Origin of the sequence: Luteibacter sp. 22Crub2.1 (assembly GCF_900167995.1) — a bacterium.
Lineage (GTDB): Bacteria > Pseudomonadota > Gammaproteobacteria > Xanthomonadales > Rhodanobacteraceae > Luteibacter > Luteibacter mycovicinus.
The window spans coordinates 196,296-214,999 of sequence record NZ_FUYT01000007.1; the positions used below are offsets into that span (position 1 = coordinate 196,296).

15 protein-coding genes are annotated in these 18,704 nt (G+C 64.8%); 5 read left to right on the forward strand and 10 right to left on the reverse strand.

Going from position 1 to position 18,704, the window contains the following annotated elements; all coding sequences use genetic code 11:
* Position 1: 1 nt before the first annotated feature.
* The gene (locus B5X73_RS09440) at positions 2–1,939 is read right to left on the reverse strand and encodes a M1 family metallopeptidase (protein WP_079521478.1); all 1,938 of its coding nucleotides are present in this window, start codon (positions 1,937–1,939) and stop codon (positions 2–4) included.
* Positions 1,940–2,012: 73 nt separating this feature from the next.
* Positions 2,013–2,507 carry a pyridoxamine 5'-phosphate oxidase family protein gene (locus B5X73_RS09445; RefSeq protein ID WP_036113926.1) on the reverse strand — a complete coding sequence of 165 codons (495 nt, stop codon included), beginning with the start codon at positions 2,505–2,507 and terminating at the stop codon, positions 2,013–2,015.
* A 158-nt stretch (positions 2,508–2,665) separates the two neighbouring features.
* On the opposite strand from B5X73_RS09445, the gene B5X73_RS09450 reads away from it, so the two are divergent.
* Both B5X73_RS09450 and gnd read left to right on the forward strand, forming a co-directional pair.
* A complete protein-coding gene (locus B5X73_RS09450) occupies positions 2,666–3,628 on the forward strand; it encodes a glutathione S-transferase family protein (protein ID WP_079521479.1) in 963 nt (320 codons plus the stop codon).
* A gap of 79 nt (positions 3,629–3,707) precedes the next feature.
* Entirely contained in the window at positions 3,708–4,712 is a 1,005-nt protein-coding gene (gene gnd, locus B5X73_RS09455; protein ID WP_036113931.1) for a phosphogluconate dehydrogenase (NAD(+)-dependent, decarboxylating), read from the forward strand.
* Between the two features lie 138 nt (positions 4,713–4,850).
* On the opposite strand, the gene B5X73_RS09460 is transcribed toward gnd, so the two are convergent.
* From B5X73_RS09460 to B5X73_RS09480, 5 genes are all read right to left on the reverse strand, one after another.
* Positions 4,851–5,792 carry a cation diffusion facilitator family transporter gene (locus tag B5X73_RS09460; protein WP_079521480.1) on the reverse strand — a complete coding sequence of 314 codons (942 nt, stop codon included), beginning with the start codon at positions 5,790–5,792 and terminating at the stop codon, positions 4,851–4,853.
* A 207-nt stretch (positions 5,793–5,999) separates the two neighbouring features.
* Positions 6,000–6,983, reverse strand: coding sequence for a malate dehydrogenase (locus tag B5X73_RS09465; protein WP_079521481.1), 984 nt, complete (start codon positions 6,981–6,983; stop codon positions 6,000–6,002).
* Positions 6,984–7,020: 37 nt separating this feature from the next.
* On the reverse strand, positions 7,021–8,220 hold the full coding sequence (locus B5X73_RS09470; RefSeq protein WP_079521482.1) for an aminotransferase class I/II-fold pyridoxal phosphate-dependent enzyme: 1,200 nt from the start codon (positions 8,218–8,220) through the stop codon (positions 7,021–7,023).
* Positions 8,221–8,325: 105 nt separating this feature from the next.
* Positions 8,326–8,832, reverse strand: a complete 507-nt coding sequence (locus B5X73_RS09475; RefSeq protein WP_036113939.1) for a peptidylprolyl isomerase — start codon at positions 8,830–8,832, stop codon at positions 8,326–8,328.
* Positions 8,833–8,958: 126 nt separating this feature from the next.
* Positions 8,959–10,713 (reverse strand): 3-hydroxybutyrate oligomer hydrolase family protein, encoded by a 1,755-nt coding sequence (locus B5X73_RS09480; RefSeq protein WP_079521520.1) that lies wholly within the window; start codon positions 10,711–10,713, stop codon positions 8,959–8,961.
* Between the two features lie 164 nt (positions 10,714–10,877).
* Between B5X73_RS09480 and B5X73_RS21325 the strand changes: the two genes are divergently transcribed.
* Positions 10,878–13,088 carry a pilin gene (locus B5X73_RS21325; protein WP_254857265.1) on the forward strand — a complete coding sequence of 737 codons (2,211 nt, stop codon included), beginning with the start codon at positions 10,878–10,880 and terminating at the stop codon, positions 13,086–13,088.
* Positions 13,089–13,214: 126 nt separating this feature from the next.
* A complete protein-coding gene (typA, locus tag B5X73_RS09490) occupies positions 13,215–15,059 on the forward strand; it encodes a translational GTPase TypA (protein WP_036113947.1) in 1,845 nt (614 codons plus the stop codon).
* A gap of 55 nt (positions 15,060–15,114) precedes the next feature.
* Here the strand turns inward: typA and B5X73_RS09495 are convergent, their stop codons facing one another.
* Complete coding sequence (locus B5X73_RS09495; protein ID WP_036113949.1) at positions 15,115–15,669, reverse strand: DUF1003 domain-containing protein; 555 nt, start codon at positions 15,667–15,669, stop codon at positions 15,115–15,117.
* A 118-nt stretch (positions 15,670–15,787) separates the two neighbouring features.
* Positions 15,788–16,906, reverse strand: coding sequence for a mechanosensitive ion channel family protein (locus B5X73_RS09500; protein ID WP_254857266.1), 1,119 nt, complete (start codon positions 16,904–16,906; stop codon positions 15,788–15,790).
* Between the two features lie 71 nt (positions 16,907–16,977).
* Here B5X73_RS09500 and B5X73_RS09505 point away from each other — a divergent pair, with 71 nt between their 5' ends.
* Positions 16,978–17,508, forward strand: coding sequence for a mismatch-specific DNA-glycosylase (locus tag B5X73_RS09505; protein ID WP_079521483.1), 531 nt, complete (start codon positions 16,978–16,980; stop codon positions 17,506–17,508).
* On the opposite strand, the gene B5X73_RS09510 is transcribed toward B5X73_RS09505, so the two are convergent.
* Positions 17,484–18,704, reverse strand: coding sequence for a cytochrome c (locus B5X73_RS09510; RefSeq protein WP_079521484.1), 1,221 nt, complete (start codon positions 18,702–18,704; stop codon positions 17,484–17,486). The two genes, B5X73_RS09505 and B5X73_RS09510, sit on opposite strands and share 25 nt — an antisense overlap.

The window sequence follows — 18,704 nt, forward strand, 5'->3', positions numbered from 1 at the left end:
GTCAATGCGGCCAGACGTTGTTCGAGCGGTCGCGATCGGGAAGCGCGTGATCCGGATCGATCACGGCGCTCACGATCCTCTTCTGGCCCGGCACGGTCACGTCGAAGGCCGTGTGCTGCTGCCAGGTTTCCACCGGGATGCGGATATCGCGCGTGGTCTTGTCTTCGAAGGTCACCCGCAAGGTCGACGGCATCACCAGCCGGTCCAGATTGGCGATAGTCACCTTCGCACCATCCACCTTCGTCACCGCAAGGTCCAGCTGCCAGTTGTTGGCATACCAGCCGCGCCAGAACCAGCTGAGGTCTTCGCCGGTTTCGCTTTCCATCAGACGGAAGAAGTCCGACGGTGTCGGATGCTTATAGGCCCAGGTGGCGATGTATTTGCGGAACGCCGGATCGAATCGCTCGGGACCGACGATCTGCTCGCGCAGCAACACCAGGCCAAGCGCGGCCTTGAAGTACGTCGCCGGGTGCCGGTATTTCTCTTTGACCATGTCGGCACCGATCAGCAGATTCGGCGCTTCCGGGTCTGCCAGCAGCGGCAGGATCTCGTCGACCGGATTGCCACCTTTGGGCGAGTACTCACTGTCGCGCTTCGGCGCGAATTCGCCCCGGTTGAACGCGTCCGCCTCATACACGTCGATGAAGGTGTTGAAGCCCTCGTCCATCCAGGCGTTACGACGCTCGTCGGAGCCGACGATCATCGGAAACCAGGTGTGACCGATCTCGTGCGCGGTCACCATGTGGAGATCCTTCGGGGACGCCTTCATCGGGTCGAAGACGATACCCGGGTATTCCATACCACTGGCCGCATCGCCGGCTTCGCTGATCGCAACGGGATACGGGTACGGGTACCACTTTGTCGAGAAGTGCTCGACAGAAGCCTTCAGGTATTCCGTCGAACGACCCCACTGCGCGTCACCGACGCTTTCCACCGGGTACACCGACATGGCCAGGGCTTTCTTGCCTTCGGGCAGATTGATCCGCGCCGCGTCCCACACGTAGCTGGTCGACGCGCCGAACGCGACGTCACGCGTGTTCTTCATCTGGAACTTCCAGGTGAGCGTGCCGCCCTTCTTCGGCCGGCTGGCCGGATCGGTCACTTCCGCGGGCGTGCGGATCATCACCGTCTTGTCGCTCTCGCGTGCTTTGGCCAGCCTGTCTCGCTGCGCGGCCGTGAGCACGTCGTCCGGGTTGACCAGTTCACCGGAGCCGGCGACGATCATGTCCGAGGGTACGGTGATCGCGTAGTTGAAATCGCCGTACTCGAGGTAGAACTCGCTGTTGAGATAGGGCGCGGTGTCCCAGCCACGTTGATCGTCGTACACGCACATGCGCGGGTACCACTGCGCCATCTCGTAGATGTTCCCGTTCTTCGACGGTGCGAAGCCCGTCCGACCGCCGAAATCGCCAGGCAGATCGTAAGAATATTCGATCGTCACCGAGACCTTGCCGCCTTTCGCGGAAACCGCCTCGGGCAGGCGGATCTGCATCCGTGTGTCGCTGACCACGTACGCCGCCCGCGCCGTCCTGCCACCCTGCTCGACGCTGACACTCGCGATACGGTAACCATCGGTGTGCTGCTTGTCCGCAGGCTGCCGTCCGCCGGTGAAATTGCCGCGGGCCTCGCGGGTGAAACGGTTCTCGTCCATCTGCAGCCAGAGCACGTCGAGCGCGTCCGGACTGTTGTTGGTGTAGTGAATCGTGGCCTTACCGACCAGCGTGTTCCTGACCGGGTCTAGCGTGGCGGACAGATCGTAGTCCGCCCTGTTCTGCCAGAACAGCGGACCTGGCATACCGCTGCCGGAGCGATAAGCCGTTGCCGGCTGGGGATAACCGAACGGAGCGAACGCTTCGCGCGGATCGAAGGTCGCGGCCGCGGCGCCGAGCGAACCCGCAAGGGCGACACTGGCGAGCGACAGACGGGCAACGTTTTTCATCGGGGACACCCTGGGAACGACCCCTGAGCGTAACCGGCAAACGAAGCCCGCCTCTACCGTGCCAGAAGTCAGGTCAACGGACGTCGATCTTGCGATTCTCGCCAAGGTCGGGCGTCTTTCCCGAAAGACGCGCCTTCAGATAGTCGAACGCGACGACCATCTTCGACGAGGGCGCATCCCAGTATTCGGCGGTATCGACGTCGACACGGATCAGCGCGATGTCCGGGTCGTCCTTGCCATTCGGGAACCAGGTTTTGATCCACTCGTTCCAGTGGGCATCGATAGAAGCGCGGTCGTCGACCACGACAGCGGCGCCCGACAGCGAAACATAGCTGTTGTCGGAGGAACTGGCATAGGCGACGTTGACCTGGCGATGCGCCTCCACCTCGGCCACCTTCGGCGAACTCTTGCGGGTGAAGAACCAGAGGCTGCCATCGAAGGCCTTCTGCGAGGCGACCATGGGGCGGCTGTAGAGCCGGCCGTCGCGCTCGCTGGTCAGCATGGCGACGCGGGCGTCCTTGATCAGCGACCAGATCTTCTCGTTGTCCTGCTGGCGTGCGTCGGTCATGAGAGGCTCCTTTGAAGGTAATGGAAAGCCGCACCCTCCCACTGAGCCACTGAAGAACCCGTCAAGCATCTTCCCCGAGGGACAGACACCGCCCTCACATGACGGAATTTTCTCTCACCCTGCGCTATCAAGGCGTTTTCCCACCGAGGATGACGCCCATGGGGCTGCTCGTCGAAGGCACCTGGACCACCGCGGGGTACGACACCGGCAAGGGCGGGGGCCGCTTCGAGCGCGAGCCGACGCGTTTCCGGAACTGGATTACCCCGGATGGCTCGGCGGGTCCGACCGGCGAAGGCGGCTTTGCCGCCGAAGCCGGGCGCTACCACCTGTACATCGCACGGGCGTGCCCATGGGCACACCGCACGGCGATTTTCCGGGCCATCAAAGGCCTCGACGAGATGATCGGCCTCTCCGTGACACATTGGCTCATGGGCGACGAGGGCTGGACCTTCGAGCCCGCCGAGGGCGTCGTGCCCGATGACGTCAACGGGGTACGCCGGGTCTTCGAGCTGTACAAACTGGCCGATCCAGCGGTCTCGGGCCGGGCCTCCGTCCCCGTGCTGTGGGACAAACAGAGGCGCACCATCGTCAGCAACGAGTCAGCCGACATCATCCGCATGTTCAACGACGCCTTCGATGGCGTCGGCGCCCGACGCGGCGACTATTATCCGCAAGACCTGCGCGCGGAGATCGACGGGTACAATGCGCGGATCTACGACACGTTGAATAATGGTGTGTACAAGGCCGGCTTTGCCGGCAGCCAGGACGCTTACGAGGAAGCCATCGTCCCGCTGTTCGACACACTGGACTGGCTGGAGATGCACCTGTCGGACCGTCGCTACCTGTGTGGCGACCGCCTGACCGAAGCCGACTGGCGACTGTTCACCACCCTGCTCCGCTTCGACCCGGTGTACCACGGACATTTCAAATGCAACCTGCGCCGCCTGATCGACTATCCCGCGCTTTGGGCGTATACGCGCGCGCTGTATCAGGAGCCGGGCATTCGCGAAACGGTCGACTTCGGGCACATCAAAAAGCACTATTACCTGAGCCACCCCTGGCTGGACCCGACCGGGATCGTTCCCGCCGGACCGGATATCGACTTCGAGGCACCGCTTTGAGTGCCTGACACGTTGATATGCCTTGCATCCTGACCGGGTAGCCACATATTCCCCCGATAAACACACGAGGACCCCACGCATGAAAATCGGTTTGATCGGTCTGGGCAAGATGGGCGGCAACATCGCCCGTCGCCTGATGAGGGACGGTCACCAGACCGTTGTCTATGACAACAACGCCGACGCGCGTGCCACGCTGGCGAAGGACGGCGGCGAAGCCGTCGAGTCGCTCGAGGCCCTGGTCCAGGCCCTGCCCTCGCCCAAGGTCGTCTGGGTCATGCTGCCGGCAGGCGAGATCACCGAGACCACGATCGCCAAGATCAGTGGCCTGCTGGGCAAGGACGACATCATCATCGACGGTGGCAACACCTTCTACAAGGACGATGCCCGCCGTGCCGAAGAGCTCGCCGCCAAGGGTCAGCACTACGTCGACGTCGGTACCTCCGGCGGTGTGTGGGGCCTGGATCGCGGTTACTGCATGATGATCGGCGGCGACAAGCCGACCGTCGACTTCCTCGACCCGATCTTCAAGACCCTGGCGCCGGGCGCCGGCGACATCCCGCGCACCGAGAGCCGTGAAGGCCGTGACCCGCGCGTCGAGAACGGCTACATGCACGCCGGTCCCGCCGGTGCCGGCCACTTCGTCAAGATGATCCACAACGGCATCGAGTACGGCATGATGCAGGCCTTCGCGGAAGGCTTCGACATCCTGAAGAACCGTAACGGCACGCAGCTGCCCGAGCGCGAGCGCTACAACCTCGACATGGCCGACATCGCCGAAGTCTGGCGCCGCGGCAGCGTCGTGTCCTCGTGGCTGCTCGATCTCACGGCCAGCGCGCTGGCCAAGGGTCCGGAGCTGGACAACTACTCCGGCTACGTCGACGACTCCGGCGAAGGCCGCTGGACGGTGAACGCCGCGATCGAAGAAGCCGTCCCGGCCGAGGTGCTCACCTCCGCTCTGTTCGCCCGTTTCCGCTCGCGTCAGGACCACACCTATGCGGAGCGCCTGCTGTCGGCGATGCGCATGGGCTTCGGTGGTCACATCGAAGGTCGCGGGAAGCCGCCGAAAGAAGGCGATCATTCCTGAAAGGCATGAAAAATCCCGCTTCGGCGGGATTTTTTTTGGTCGCGCGATCTGTGTCGGGTCGTGCGATTTTCTGTAGGGGCCCGCCCTGCGGGCGATGGGCGCCAGCAGCACCCTCCAGATCGCGCGCAAGGCGCGCTCCTACCTGCCGTCCAGCTCGTTCAGGCGTTCCCGCCACCGTTCGGGCGTCTGCGGCTTGATGAACAACGCCACGATCGGCAGCTTCGCCTCTTTCGTCCGCCGCTCGATCTCGCGCACGCATTCCTCGATCTGCACCGTCGTCAACGCATCGTCGAACGCCGCGGATAGCGCCACCAGCACGTGGTCGGGGCCGACCTGCACCGTCAGCACGCCATTGACCGCCTCGATGCCGGGTACCTCGCCCGCGATGTTGCACACCTGCGCCAGCAGCTTCGGCTGCGCGGGCTCACCGATCAACAGCTCCTTGCTCTCGCGAGCCAGCGCGATCGCCGCCAGCGCGAGCACGACCGAAATACCCACCGAGGCCCAGCCATCGATGCGCGGATCGTTGAACGCGTGCGACAGATAGATACCGATGCCCGCGATGCCCAGACCTAGCAACGCCGCGGTGTCTTCAAACAGCACCGAGTACGTGGTCGGGTCCTTGCTCCGACGAAACGCCTCGAAGTAACCGAGCCGGCCCTTCTTCCGCTGCACACTCTTGAGCGACAGCCACCACGATGAGCCTTCGAACAGCACGCTCACGGCGAGAACGATGTAAGCGGTCTTCGGATCCTCGAGCGGCTCGGGCGTCAGGATGTGGTTGACGCCCTCGTACAAGGAGAAGCCGGCACCGAGCGACAGCACCAGCAGCGCGACGATGAAACTCCAGAAGTAGAGTTCACGACCGAAACCCAGGGGGTGCTGGCGGTCCGGACGTCGCTGGGAGCGCTTGAGCCCATAGAGCAGCAGGATCTCGTTGACGCTGTCGACGAGGGAGTGCACGCCCTCGGACAGCATCGCGGAGCTGCCGGTGATCGCCGCGGCGACGAACTTGGCGACAGCGATGGCGACATTGGACGCGAGCGCGACGTATACGACGAGTTTTGAACCTTCGGCCATGGGGTCATCGTCGCGGACAGGGTGTGTTCCGCAAGTAAAGCATGAGCAAGCCTCGCCCGCAGGGCAGCTCACCCGCAGGAGCCCGCCCTGCGAGCGAAAAGCCAACGATGCGCGGACGCGGAAACTCCACCCATGCGACGAGGTAAAACATAAAAAAAGCCGCCCTAACCGGAGCGGCTTTTTCCCAAACGCAAAACCCGCCGCGAATTACTTCGCGAACAGATGCTCCACGCCAGCGCGCTCTTCGCGCAGTTCCTTTTCGGTCGCGTCGATACGCGACTGGGAGAACGCGTTGATCTCCAGACCCTGGACGATGGCGTACTTGCCGTCCTTGACCGTCACCGGGTAACCGAAGATCACGCCCGGCTCCACACCGTACGAGCCGTCTGACGGGATACCCATCGAGACCCAGTCACCCTCGGCCGTACCGAGCGTCCAGTCACGCATATGGTCGACGGCGGCCGAAGCGGCCGAAGCGGCCGACGATGCGCCACGCGCCTTGATGATCGCCGCGCCGCGCTGCTGCACGGTCGGGATGAACTCGCCCTCGTACCAGGCCTGGTCGACCTGATCGAGCGCCGGCTTGCCCTTGACGGTGGTCGTGTGCAGGTCCGGATACTGGGTCGAGCTGTGGTTGCCCCAGATCGTCAGCTTCTTGATGTCGGTGGAGTGCGTACCGGTCTTCTCGGCCAGCTGCGACAGCGCGCGGTTGTGGTCGAGACGAACCATCGCGGTGAAGCACTTCGGATCGAGATCCGGAGCGTTCTGCTGCGCGATCAGCGCATTGGTGTTAGCCGGATTGCCGACGACCAGCACGCGCACGTCGCGCTTGGCGTGGTCGTTCAACGCCTTGCCCTGCGGACCGAAGATGGCGCCGTTGGCTTCCAGAAGGTCCTTGCGCTCCATGCCGGGGCCACGCGGACGCGCGCCGACCAGCAGTGCGTAATCGACGTCCTTGAAGGCGACGTTGAGGTCATCGGTGGCGACCACGCCCGCGAGGGTCGGGAAGGCGCAATCGTTGAGCTCCATCACCACGCCCTGCAGCGTGGGCAGCGCCGGGGTGATTTCGAGCAGGTGCAGGATCACCGGCTGGTCGGGACCCAGCATGTCGCCGGCGGCGATACGGAACAGGAGGGCATAACCGATCTGGCCGGCTGCGCCGGTGACGGCAACGCGAACGGGTGCTTTCATCTTTCGACTCCTCAGGGATATCGCGGGGGACTGACGATCAGCTCAGCTCGGCGAAGAACTCGACGATGCGGGCCATGCCCTTGTCGAGTGCCTCGTCCGGGCACGAATAGGAAATACGCAGGGCGCGCGGCTCGCCGAAGGCCGAACCCGGCACGCAGGCCACGCCCTTGGCATCGAGTAGCACGGCGCAGAAGTCGACGTCGGAGGTGATCTCCACGCCGTTGTGCTTCTTGCCGAAGGCCACCGAGATGTCCGGGAACGCGTAGAACGCGCCCTGCGGACGCGGGCAGACCACGCCCGGAATGGACACCAGCGCGTTGTAGACGCGGTCGCGCTTCGCGGCGAATTCGACGCACTTCTGCGCGGGGACGTCCTGCGGACCGGCCAGCGCGGCGACGGCGGCGGCGGTGACCACTTCCGGCAGGCTGGTGATGTGATTGGAGTTGAGCGTGGTGACCGCCCTGGCGACGGTTTCCGGCGCGGCGATGAAGCCCACGCGCCAGCCGGGCATGCCGTAGGTCTTCGACAGCGAGTCGACGAAGATCGTGCGGTCTTTCAGCTCCGGACGGACGTGCACGAAGTTGTGGTAACCCACGCCGTCGAACACCATCGTGTTGTAGATGTCGTCGGTGATGATCCAGGTATCCGGATACTTCGCGATGACGTCGGCCAGCGCGGCGATTTCATCGCACGTATAGACCATGCCCGTCGGGTTGGAGGGGTTGTTGAACAGGAAGACGCGCGGCTTGCGCGCCAGCGCTTCGTCCAGCTGCGCGGGAGTGAGCTTGTAGTGCTGCTCGGGCGGGCACGGCAGGATGTTGATCTTTGCCCCGACGATCTCGGCGATGTCGAGGTAGCTGGTCCAGTACGGGGCCGGGAAAGCGATTTCGTCGCCTTCGTCCAGCAGCGCTTCGGCCAGGTTGTAGAGGATCTGTTTGGCACCGACGCCGGTGGAGACGTTTTCACGCTTGTAGCCGGTGAGACCCAGGGCGTCGATATGGGCCAGGAAGGCATCGACCAGCGCATCGGCGCCACGGTTGCTGCCGTACTGGCCGGAGTCCTTCGACAACGCCTCGCGGGCGGCGGCGTAGACGTGCTCACCGGGAAGGAAATTGGGGACACCGATCGAGAAGCTGACGATGTCGCGGCCTTCAGCCTTGAGGCGCTTGGCTTTCTCGGCAATGACCATGATCGCACTGGGTTTGGCGCGACCCATTCGCGTGGCGAGCTGCGGCATCGTTTCCTCGTCGGGGGTGGGGCAAAGTGCGGCATTTTAACACGCCCCAAAAAGAAAACGCCGCCCGGAGGCGGCGTTTCAAACGCTTTGACGCCGGACGGGCGCTCAGCGGTTGTCGAGCACTTCGTTCCACTTCGCGACCTGGGCGGCCTGCTTCTCGAGCAGCGCGTCCACGTCGCCTTCGACGGTCACCGTCTCGATGGTGTCGTCGCCGACGATCTTGTTGACCACGGCCTGGTCGTCCGGGCCGACCACTTCGCCGAAGACGCTGTGCTTGCCGTCGAGCCAGGGGGTGGCGCCGTGGGTGATGAAGAACTGCGAGCCATTGGTGCCCGGGCCGGCGTTGGCCATGGACAGGATGCCCGGCTTGTCGTGCTTGAGGCTGGCGTCGAACTCGTCACCGAACTTGTAGCCCGGACCGCCACGGCCCGAACCCTCGGGGCAACCGCCCTGGATCATGAAGTCGGGGATGACGCGGTGGAACGTCTTGCCATCGTAGTAGCCACGCTTGGCCAGGTTGACGAAGTTGGCCACGGTAACCGGGGTCTTGTCGTCGTGCAGGCGGAGGTGGATATCGCCCTTGTTGGTCTTCATGGTGACGGTAATGGTCATCGCAATTCCTGTAACTCGTTGAAAATCGGACTATCCACTGCGAGCGGCCGGTCCGGTGGGCTGCAAAGGCTAACGAAGATGGCGCCACCTGCCCAACAGTTCAAGCGGTAAAGCGTGATGGTGCGTTCAGGTCCGTGGCAGGGCCAGCGCTTCGGCGGTCAGAGGACCTGCCCCGCGAGGGCGGGTATCGCGCACGGCGGCGTCCTCAGGCAGCGCCCTGCCCTCCATGAGGTGCGCCCAGGCCCGGTCCAGCGCCGCGTAGCCGTAAGGCAGCAGCGGCACGTGGCCGTCCCCGAAGTCCGGGAAGGCCAGGAAGGAATCGAAGTGCTGGGCGTACGGCACCTTCCAGAACACGGGCGATCGGCCGGAAGCGCGCAGCCACTTCACGTAGGGCTCCGAGCTGAAGGCCACGGGGATCAGACCGTCCTGCGCCCCGTGCACGATGAGGATCGGGAGCGCGGCGCGTGGCCGCGTCGCCACTGTGGCCGCTACACCGGCGCGCAGGCTGACGCCATCCTCGCCCTGCCCTGTCCACAGGTCACGCAGACTCAGATGGCCGGGCAGGGTCGGGTCGAGCGAGAAGTCGGTGCCGCCGGCAAGGATGACCCCGGCGCCCGGGGGCACGCCCGATCCCTCCGCCCACCAGGCGGCGCGGATAATCGCTTCGGCCGGACCCGCGATCGCACCCACGTGCTGTGCCCGGTATGAAAACCCGCAGGGCATCGCGCCCGCCGGGCGCCGCATATAAGCGGAGGCATACGCCGCCGTGACCGCTCGCCAGAGATCCAGCGAGGTAGACGACGCGCCCACCTTGAGGGCGTCGTCGTCCCAGCCTGACGCCCGCAGCATGGCCAGCGCTTCGTCGGCCTGCGGGCCCGGCATGAAAGCCTTCAGCCGTCCATGCGCCCGAAGCGCGGCACCTCGCAACGCCCAGGCCGGGGGCGAGACCGCACCGACCCGCGCGAACGGCACGCCGTCGAACTCACGCGCCGCCAGGGCGGCAGGCAACAGCAGCGCCGCCTCGGTCGCATAGTCGTAGAACGGCCGCCCATGCCCTTCGACGTGGATGTTGGGCTCGAGGGCGACGACCGCCGCCAGCATGCCGTCGGTGTCGTCGCCTGCGGCACGCAGGACGGCGCCGCCGCCATTTGAGAGGCCGGTAGCGATAATGCGCGTGTTTTCCGGCGTGAACGGCGCCTCTTCCGGAAACGCGCGGTCGAGCATGGCGAGACCGAAACGCGCCGCCTGCAAAACGTGTCGACCCCAGTCCGCTTCCGGGTTGTCGCCCGAGTGCGCGTGCTTCACCGCGATACCCGCGTCGTGCGGTGCGTCCTGACGTTCGAATTCGAGCGACGCCTCGCCCGCCTTTGCGCGGGTTCCATCGAGCGCCACACCCGTCCGATCGGCAGTATCGAAATACCCCGCGCCCGCGCCTTTGTCCGTGTACGCCACCGCGCAGCCTCGCGGCAGGCCCCAGCCTCCGGCGAGGGCGATCGCACCATAGATGCCACGCGATCCCGACGAGGCGGTAACGACCAGGCAGCGCTGTGCGTGATCGAAGTCATCGGGGACCTGCGCCAGCACGCGATGTGACGCACGTGCACCGGACAGGGTGGCGAACGCGGTGTACTCGCGCCCTGGTACATCCGGCACCTGTCCGTAAAGCGTGCCGAAGCCGCCGAGCGGACCCAGATCGGCTATGCCTTTCCAACTGCTCTGGATGGCGCGTCGCCGGAGCTCCGCAGGTGTTGGCGACGTTGGCTGCGCGAACGCCGTGGACGTGCCCGTCAGCCCGCGCAAGCCGAGACCGGCGCTCAGAAGATCGTCGCCATTGCGATGGGTGGTGACGCGGACATCGCCGAAGGTGTCGGGTGCTGACATGACGCGCAATCTCGTGGCGAACGCAAGGACACCGAGCATACCGGTCAGCGGCGGTGAGGTTCCCGGCGACACTTTCGGCGCAAGTTATCGCGAAATGTCGTCACGCGCCAAGGTATGCTCCGGATCCCGGCAGGAGCCGGAAGAACCCAAGGGGATACTGAGCAATGACTGCCCGTCGTAACGTCCTGCTGTCCGCCGCGATCGTCGCGGGTCTGGGACTGGCCGCCTGCCACAAGAAAGACGAAGCACCCGCCGCCGATCCAAAGGCCGTTGCCGCAGCGCAGGCCGCCATCGCTTCGCCCGCATGGTTACGTCAGCACCTGCCCGCCCAGACTGTCGCCTATCTGCGAATTCCTTCGCCGTGGGGCATGCTCGGCGCGGTCCCGGCAGGACGCCCGCTGGATGCAGCCCTCTCGACGAAGGCGCACCTGGATGCGATCGCGAAGATTCGCGAAAGCATCGGTAAGGACAAACTGCTCGCCGACCTGAAAATCGCGCCGGTTGCGAATCTCCTGCTCGGCGACCTGCGGTCGCCGATCGAGGGCATCATCGTCGATCCCCTCGGCATCCCCTCTTTCACGTCGCGCGTGGTCGTCACAGTCGTGCTCGACTTCCCGTCGGTCGATGCGTTTAACGCGCGCCTCAAGAGCCTCGGCGGCGAAACCCCGCTACTCAAGGCGCCGCTCGACGCGCAAGGCAACGGACAACTCGCGTCCGACGGCGGAGCGTTGCATTACGACGTCACCACGCGCCGCCTTTGGGTGACAGGACACATGAAGGGGCTAGCCGCCGAGCAGCCCGGCATCGACGGAACCGCCCTGACCACGCTCATCGCCGACGTCGACAAGGCCACAGCCGCTACGGCACCGGCCAGCCTCTCGGCGCTCGAGCCGCGCATCGACAGCTCGGGCGAGGGCTTCTTCGGCTGGATCAGCATGCGCGGCATCGGCGCCGTCGCCGCGGCACAGGCCGGCGATTCCCCGCTGGGCCGGTTGCCGGCCGACTTCGCTTCCAAGGCGGACGCCGTGGCCTTCGGCGCAGGCACCGTCAATGGTCGCGGGCAGCTTCAGCTGCTGGTGCACGCGCCTCAGGCCCGCCTGCTGCAGTACCTGTCGCCGACGTCCTTTGCGCCGACGGTAAAGAGCGTCGGCGCGCCCCATTGGGCGGTCACCCTGAATACGCCGACCGCCGAGACGTGGAAGGCCTTCGAAGGCAATCTCAATCTCGACTTCGGAGCGGAAGGCGCGAAGGCATTTCACGAGAGCGTCGACCGCCTCTCGAAGCGCTACCACTTCGATCCTGAGCGATACACGGCCTGGTTCGGCCCGGAGACGGTCGTCTTCGCCGACGATGCTGGCCTTTACTACGCTACACGCGTCCGCGACTGGAAGGGCTGGCACGAGCTGATTGACCAGAACAAGGGCAACGGCTGGAAAACCGGCACGGCGAAGGTCGACGGCGCCGAGGTGCACTGGCTGTCGATCCCAGGACAGGCCGCCACGAGCCTGCCGCCGGACAGCGACCCGTCCACGCGTGCGTTCATGCAGATGGTCGATCGCTTCGGCGGCCGTACATGGTGGACGGAAGAAGGCGACTGGGCTGTCTTTGCCAAAGTCCCTCAGGCCCTGTCCGATCGCGCGGCCGCCGGACCCGACACTTCGCTGGATGACTGGTTCAAGGCCAGGTCTTACCCGGGCCAGCGCACGGTAGCGGGCTTCACCGCGACCACCCATGGAGCCCAGCGCGACGCCTACTATCTGTATCTGTCGCTCCTGCAGTTCGTCGCGGGGGCCACCGGTTCCGATGCCGACATCAGCACCCTGCCATCGGCTCACACACTTGGCCTTCCGGACCAGGGCGTTCTGGGCGCGGCGCTCGAGGCCGACAAGGACACTCTGGGCTTTTCGCTCACCTACGAGCACTCTCCCGTCGAGCTCGTCGGTGAAGGTGGCGGCGCCACGGTCATCGCCGGCACCGCCATCCTCGCCGCCATCGCCGTCCCCCAGTATCAGGAGTACACGCTGCGCAGCCAGGTGGCCGGCGCCCTGTCCGCCGCCGACCCGGTCAAGACCGCCGTGGCCGAGCACCGCCTGACCACGGGGAAGTTTCCCGCCAGCAACAAGGCGGCCGGCCTGGGCGATGGGGAATCCCTCGGTAACGACTACGTCAGCTCGGTCGAGGTCGGCCAGGGTGGCGAAATCACCGTCAACCTCGATGGCGAAGCCCCGCACAAGGCCGATCCCAAGCTCGACGGCGGCCAGCTGATCCTGCTGCCCAGGGTCGAGGGCGGTAAGGTCGGCTGGACCTGCTCAGGCGAAGGCATCGACGAGAAATACCTGCCGGCAAGCTGCCGGGACGCGTTGCCCGGGCTCTGAAACCGGTCTGCCGGGCGGGGTTCCTGAACGGAGCCTCGCCCGTCATGCGAAAGTCGTCAATTTCCTTTATAATCGGCGGCTTCCCAAACCAAAGAGGCGATCCGGCTTTACGCCGGCGCATAACGCATGTCGATCGAATTCCTGCGCAACATCGCCATCGTCGCTCACGTCGACCATGGCAAGACCACCCTCGTCGACCAGCTTCTGAAGCAGTCGGGCACGCTCAACGAGCGTACCGTGCTCGCCGAGCGCGTCATGGATTCGAACGACCAGGAAAAGGAACGTGGCATCACGATCCTGGCCAAGAACACGGCCATCACCTGGGAAGACAAGAAGACGGGCGTCAAGAACCGCATCAACATCGTCGACACCCCGGGGCATGCCGACTTCGGTGGTGAAGTCGAGCGCGTGCTGTCGATGGTCGACACCGTGCTGATCCTGGTCGACGCGATGGACGGCCCGATGCCGCAGACGCGCTTCGTCACCCAGAAGGCCTTCGCCATGGGCTTCAAGCCCATCGTCGTCGTCAACAAGGTTGACCGCCCCGCCGCCCGTACGGAGTGGGTCGTCGAGCAGGTCTGGGACCTGTTCGCGAAGCTCGGCGCCACCGATGAGCAGATGGATTTCCCGATCGTCTACGCGTCGGCGCTCAATGGTTATGCCTCGCTCGACGAGAACGCCCGCGAGGGTGACATGACCCCGCTGTACGAAGCGATCATGCAGCACGCGCCGCGGCCGGACGTCGACCCGGAAGGCCCCTTCCAGATGCGCATCAGCCAGCTGGACTACAACAACTTCGTCGGCGTGATCGGCATCGGTCGCGTGCAGCGCGGCACCCTGAAGAAGGGCATGCAGGTCGCCGTCATCGATCGCGAAGGCAAGAAGCGTCAGGGCAAGATCGTCCAGGTGCTGGGCTTCCTGGGCCTCGAGCGTATCGAGCAGGACAGTGCCGAAGCCGGCGACATCGTCGCCATCTCGGGCATTCCCGACCTGACCATTTCCGACACGCTGACCGCGCCGGATACGCCGGAAGCGCTGCCCGCGCTGAGCGTCGACGAGCCGATGATCAGCATGACCTTCCAGGTCAACAACTCGCCGTTCGTCGGCAACAAGGACCTGTCGGGCGGCAAGTTCCTGACCAGCCGTCAGCTGCGTGAGCGCCTGGATCGCGAGAAGGTGCACAACGTGGCCCTCCGCGTCGAAGACGGCTCCGACGCCGACAAGTTCCTGGTCTCGGGCCGCGGCGAACTGCACCTCTCGGTGCTGATCGAAAACATGCGTCGCGAAGGCTACGAGCTGGCCGTGTCGCGTCCGGAAGTCATCCTCAAGGAAATCGACGGCCAGAAGATGGAGCCGATCGAAGAACTGGTGATCGACATCGAAGAGATCCACCAGGGCGGCGTGATGGAGCGCCTGGGCATCCGTAAGGGTGAACTGAAGAACATGGTCTCGGACGGTAACGGTCGCGTGCGTCTCGAGTACGAGATTCCGGCCCGTGGCCTGATCGGCTTCCAGAACCAGTTCAAGACCTTGACCCAGGGCTCGGGCCTGCTGTTCCATGTGTTCAAGCACTACGGTCCGTACACCCCGGCTCCCATCGCCAAGCGCCAGAACGGTGTGATGATCGCCAATGCCGGCGGCAACACCCCGGCCTACTCGCTCGGACCCCTCCAGGAGCGTGGCAAGCTGTTCGCCGCCGAAGGTGACGCGGTGTACGAAGGCCAGCTCATCGGTATCCACGCGAAGGACAACGACCTCACCGTCAACGCGATCAAGCCGAAGCCGCTGACCAACATGCGCGCCTCCGGTAAGGACGATGCGATTCAGCTGACCCCGGCGACCAAGTTCACGCTGGAGCAGGCCCTGGACTTCATCGACGACGACGAGCTGGTCGAAGTCACCCCGAAGGAAATCCGCATGCGGAAGAAGTTCCTGACGGAAGGCGATCGTAAGAAGGCGTCGCGCGGTTAATCGCGGCGACATCGCGATGTGAAAAAAGCCCGGCCATGGCCGGGCTTTTTTTCGTTTACTCGTCTCGCTCGCGGACCAGCTTAAGCAGCAGGTCGATCTGCTCCTGCTGTTTCATCAGCATGCGCTCGAGCTGATCGGTACGCATCTGGTCGATCTTCTCGTGCAGGCCCATGATCTCGATCTCGGCCTTGAGGTTCACCTTGTAATCGTTGGCGGCGTCGAGACGGTCTTTTTCGGCCTGGCGGTTCTGACTCATCATGATCACGGGCGCCTGGATGGCGGCGAGCATCGAGAGCAGCAGGTTGAGGAAGATGTACGGGTAGGGATCGAACGGCGCGTGCAGGATCCACGAATTGAAGCCGGTCCATGACGCCAGGATCACGGCGAACACGATGATGAAGGTCCACGAACCGCCGAACCGCGACACCTTGTCGGCGAGGCGCTCGCCGAAGGTCATGTCCGAGCCGAAGACGTCGTTGACGTTCTCGGCGACGAGCTTACGCTGCATGAGGCGGTCGATGAGGCGGCGTTCGGCGTGGCCCAGGTCGTTCAGGCCCTTGGCGAACCAGTGCTGAGCGGCGTGTTCGTGAGGGTGTTCGTTAGCTGCCATCGGGGGCTCCTGGCGTGATGCGTTGACGGCGCGGGGTTCTTGCCGGGAAAGCTATCACGGTGGGGGCTTGAGGCGATGGGGGTCGCGACCAGGGTCGCTCCTACACAACCGTCGATCGCTAGCGGCGTACGTTCGCCAGCTTGCTGGCGAAGGGGGGCGATGCGGCGTCGACAGCGCGGAGCTCACTCTCGAGTTCGCCGCGGAGGCGCGGCAGATACTCCGGAAATTCACGCCTGACGAAGGCGATCAGCCCCTCACGCACCTTGCAACGCAGGTCGAACGACTTGCCCGAGTTCGATGAACTGACCAATGCACGCAATTGCATCGCCTTGTCACTGGCATCGACGACCTGCAGCACGATGACACGACCGTCCCATTCATTCGCGTCCTTGCAGATGCGCTGCAACTCGTCGCGGAGGGGGTCCAGCGGGATGCCGTAATCGAACCAGAGCATGACCGAACCCAGGATCTGCGAGCTGGTCCGCGTCCAGTTCTGGAACGGGTTTTCGATGAAATACTGCAGCGGCACAATCATCCGCCGCTCGTCCCAGATGGCCACCACGACATACGTGCTCGTAATTTCTTCGATCCTGCCCCACTCCCCTTCGACAATCACCACATCGTCGATACGGATCGGCTGGGTCAGCGCGATCTGGATGCCGGCGATCAGGTTGCCGAGCACCGGCTTGGCGGCGAGACCCACCGCCAGCCCCGCCAGACCCGCCGACGCCAGGAGGCTGGCCCCGAACTGGCGCACGACCGGGAACGTCATCAGGGCAACGCCTAGGCCGAGGACGATGACGACGACCATGCCGGTGCGGGACAGCACGCGCACCTGGGTCTGCACGCGACGCGCCCGCAGATTGTCCTCGAGATCGATAGGGTTGAAGCGCGATACGGTGGCCTCCAGCGCGCCGATGCAGCGAACCAGGAACCACGTGCAGGCCCCGATGAGCACGACAGCGATGACATGCTCCATGCCGTCGATCAGGCGCGCGGGCTCGTCGGGCGCCCCGCGGAAGGCCAGCAGCAGCATCGCCAGCGGCACGATCACATCCATAGGCGCCTTGGCGCGGGCGATGATGCTCGCCCCACGCGGATGGCGGAGGGCGAAGCGACGCAGCACCATGTCGACGGCGCGGCGAAGGAGACCCGCGACCGCCAGCGCGACCACGACGGTCAGCGCGAAACGTGTCCACGGATGCGAGAGATCGGGCATCCAGTCGGAGAAGTTCATGGGAGCCCAGCCTAAGCCCCCGGATGTCCACGTTTTGTTGTGACGCAGCAATGTAAAGGTAAAGTAGCGAAATGACCGCCGCCGACAACCCTGCTTTCGTGCTCCCCGATGTCCTGGAACCGGGGCTCGCTCTGGTGTTCTGTGGCACCGCCGCGGGTACGCGGTCGGCACGGGAGCATGCCTATTACGCGCATCCGGGCAACATGTTCTGGCGCACGGTGCACGCGGTCGGTCTGACGCCGCGCCTCCTCGCACCGTCCGAATATCCGTCGATGCCGGGCTTCGGTATCGGCCTGACCGACCTGTCGAAATTTCACTTCGGCAACGACAACGAGCTGCCGCGGGAGGCTTTCGATATCGACGCGCTGCGTGCCAAGGTCCTTCGCTTCGCTCCCCGCGTACTTGCCTTTACCAGCAAGCATGCCGGACGCCATGCACTCGGCAGGCAGGCGACCTACGGGCGACAGCCAACGAACATCGGCGACACCATGGTGTTCGTCTTGCCTTCGCCCTCCGGACAGGCCCGCCGCTCCTGGGACGTCGGTCTGTGGCAGGAGCTGGCGGACGTCGTGCGTGCTCAGCCGCCCGGCGTCGACTTGTAAGCGCGCACGTCATTCGGCGACACCGACGCCGCTTTGTTCGACCAGGCCTGGCGGATATAGGTCACCACCGCGGCGGCGTCATCGTCGCTGAGCTTCTGCGAGAATGGTGGCATCGAATACGGGCGTGGATTGTCGCGCGTCGCCGGAGCGAATCCACCGCTCAGCACCATGCGGATCGCATTGATACCCGTAGGTTCGGTCACCGAAGCGTTAAGGTCGAGCGGCGGGTACGCATCGCCCTTGCCATGACCGTCGACGCCATGACAGTCCGCGCATTGTTCGACGTAGACCTTCTGACCGGTGCGTGCGAGATCGCGAGCGTTGGCGGCCGACTCGCGTTGCGCGGGAGGATCGCGTTCCGGCAATGACCTGAGGTACGTCGCCATCGCGGCGAGGTCGTCGTCGGTCAGGTGCTGCGTACTCTGCAGAACCACCTCCGCCATGGGTCCGAACGCCGTACCTTTCGCTGAGCGTCCGGTCTTCAGCAGCGCGACCACATCGGCTTCGCTCCATCCCGCCAGCCCGCCGTTGGGGCCCATCGACAGATCCGGCGCGTACCAGTTCTGTACCGGAATGATGCCTCCGGCAAGATACGGCTCCGACACCATCGCGCCGAACGCGTTGCGGTTCGCGTGACACTCGTTGCAATGGCCAAGGCCCTGCACCAGATAAGCGCCGCGGTTCCACGCGGCGGACCGCTTCGGGTCATGGACGAACTCGCCTTCGTCGAAATACAACAGCCGCCACGAAGCGATCAGCGACCGCATGCTGTAAGGCCAGCGCAACATCGGCTCGATGGAAGCGCGCTTCACCGGCGGCAGCGATTTCAGGTAAGCGAAGATGGCATCGGTGTCGGCACGCGTGACCTTCGTATACGACGTGAAGGGGAAGACAGGATAAAACGAGCGGTCGTCGTGCCCCTTCCCGTTGTGCATCGCACGGTAGAAATCGTCCGCGCTCCACGCACCGAGGCCGGTGTCCCGGTCGGGCGTGAGGTTGGGTGCGGGGATCGCACCGAACGGCGTACCGATCACCCGTCCGCCTGAAAACGGCGCCCCGCCGCGCGTCGTGTGGCAAGAGGCGCAGTCACCGGCCAGGGTAAGGTAACGACCTCGTTCGACGAGGTCGCTGGCCGGGACGACGCCTGCCGCGAAAGCCAAGGCAAGAAAAGCGATGAGTCGGTTCGTCAGTGCCAT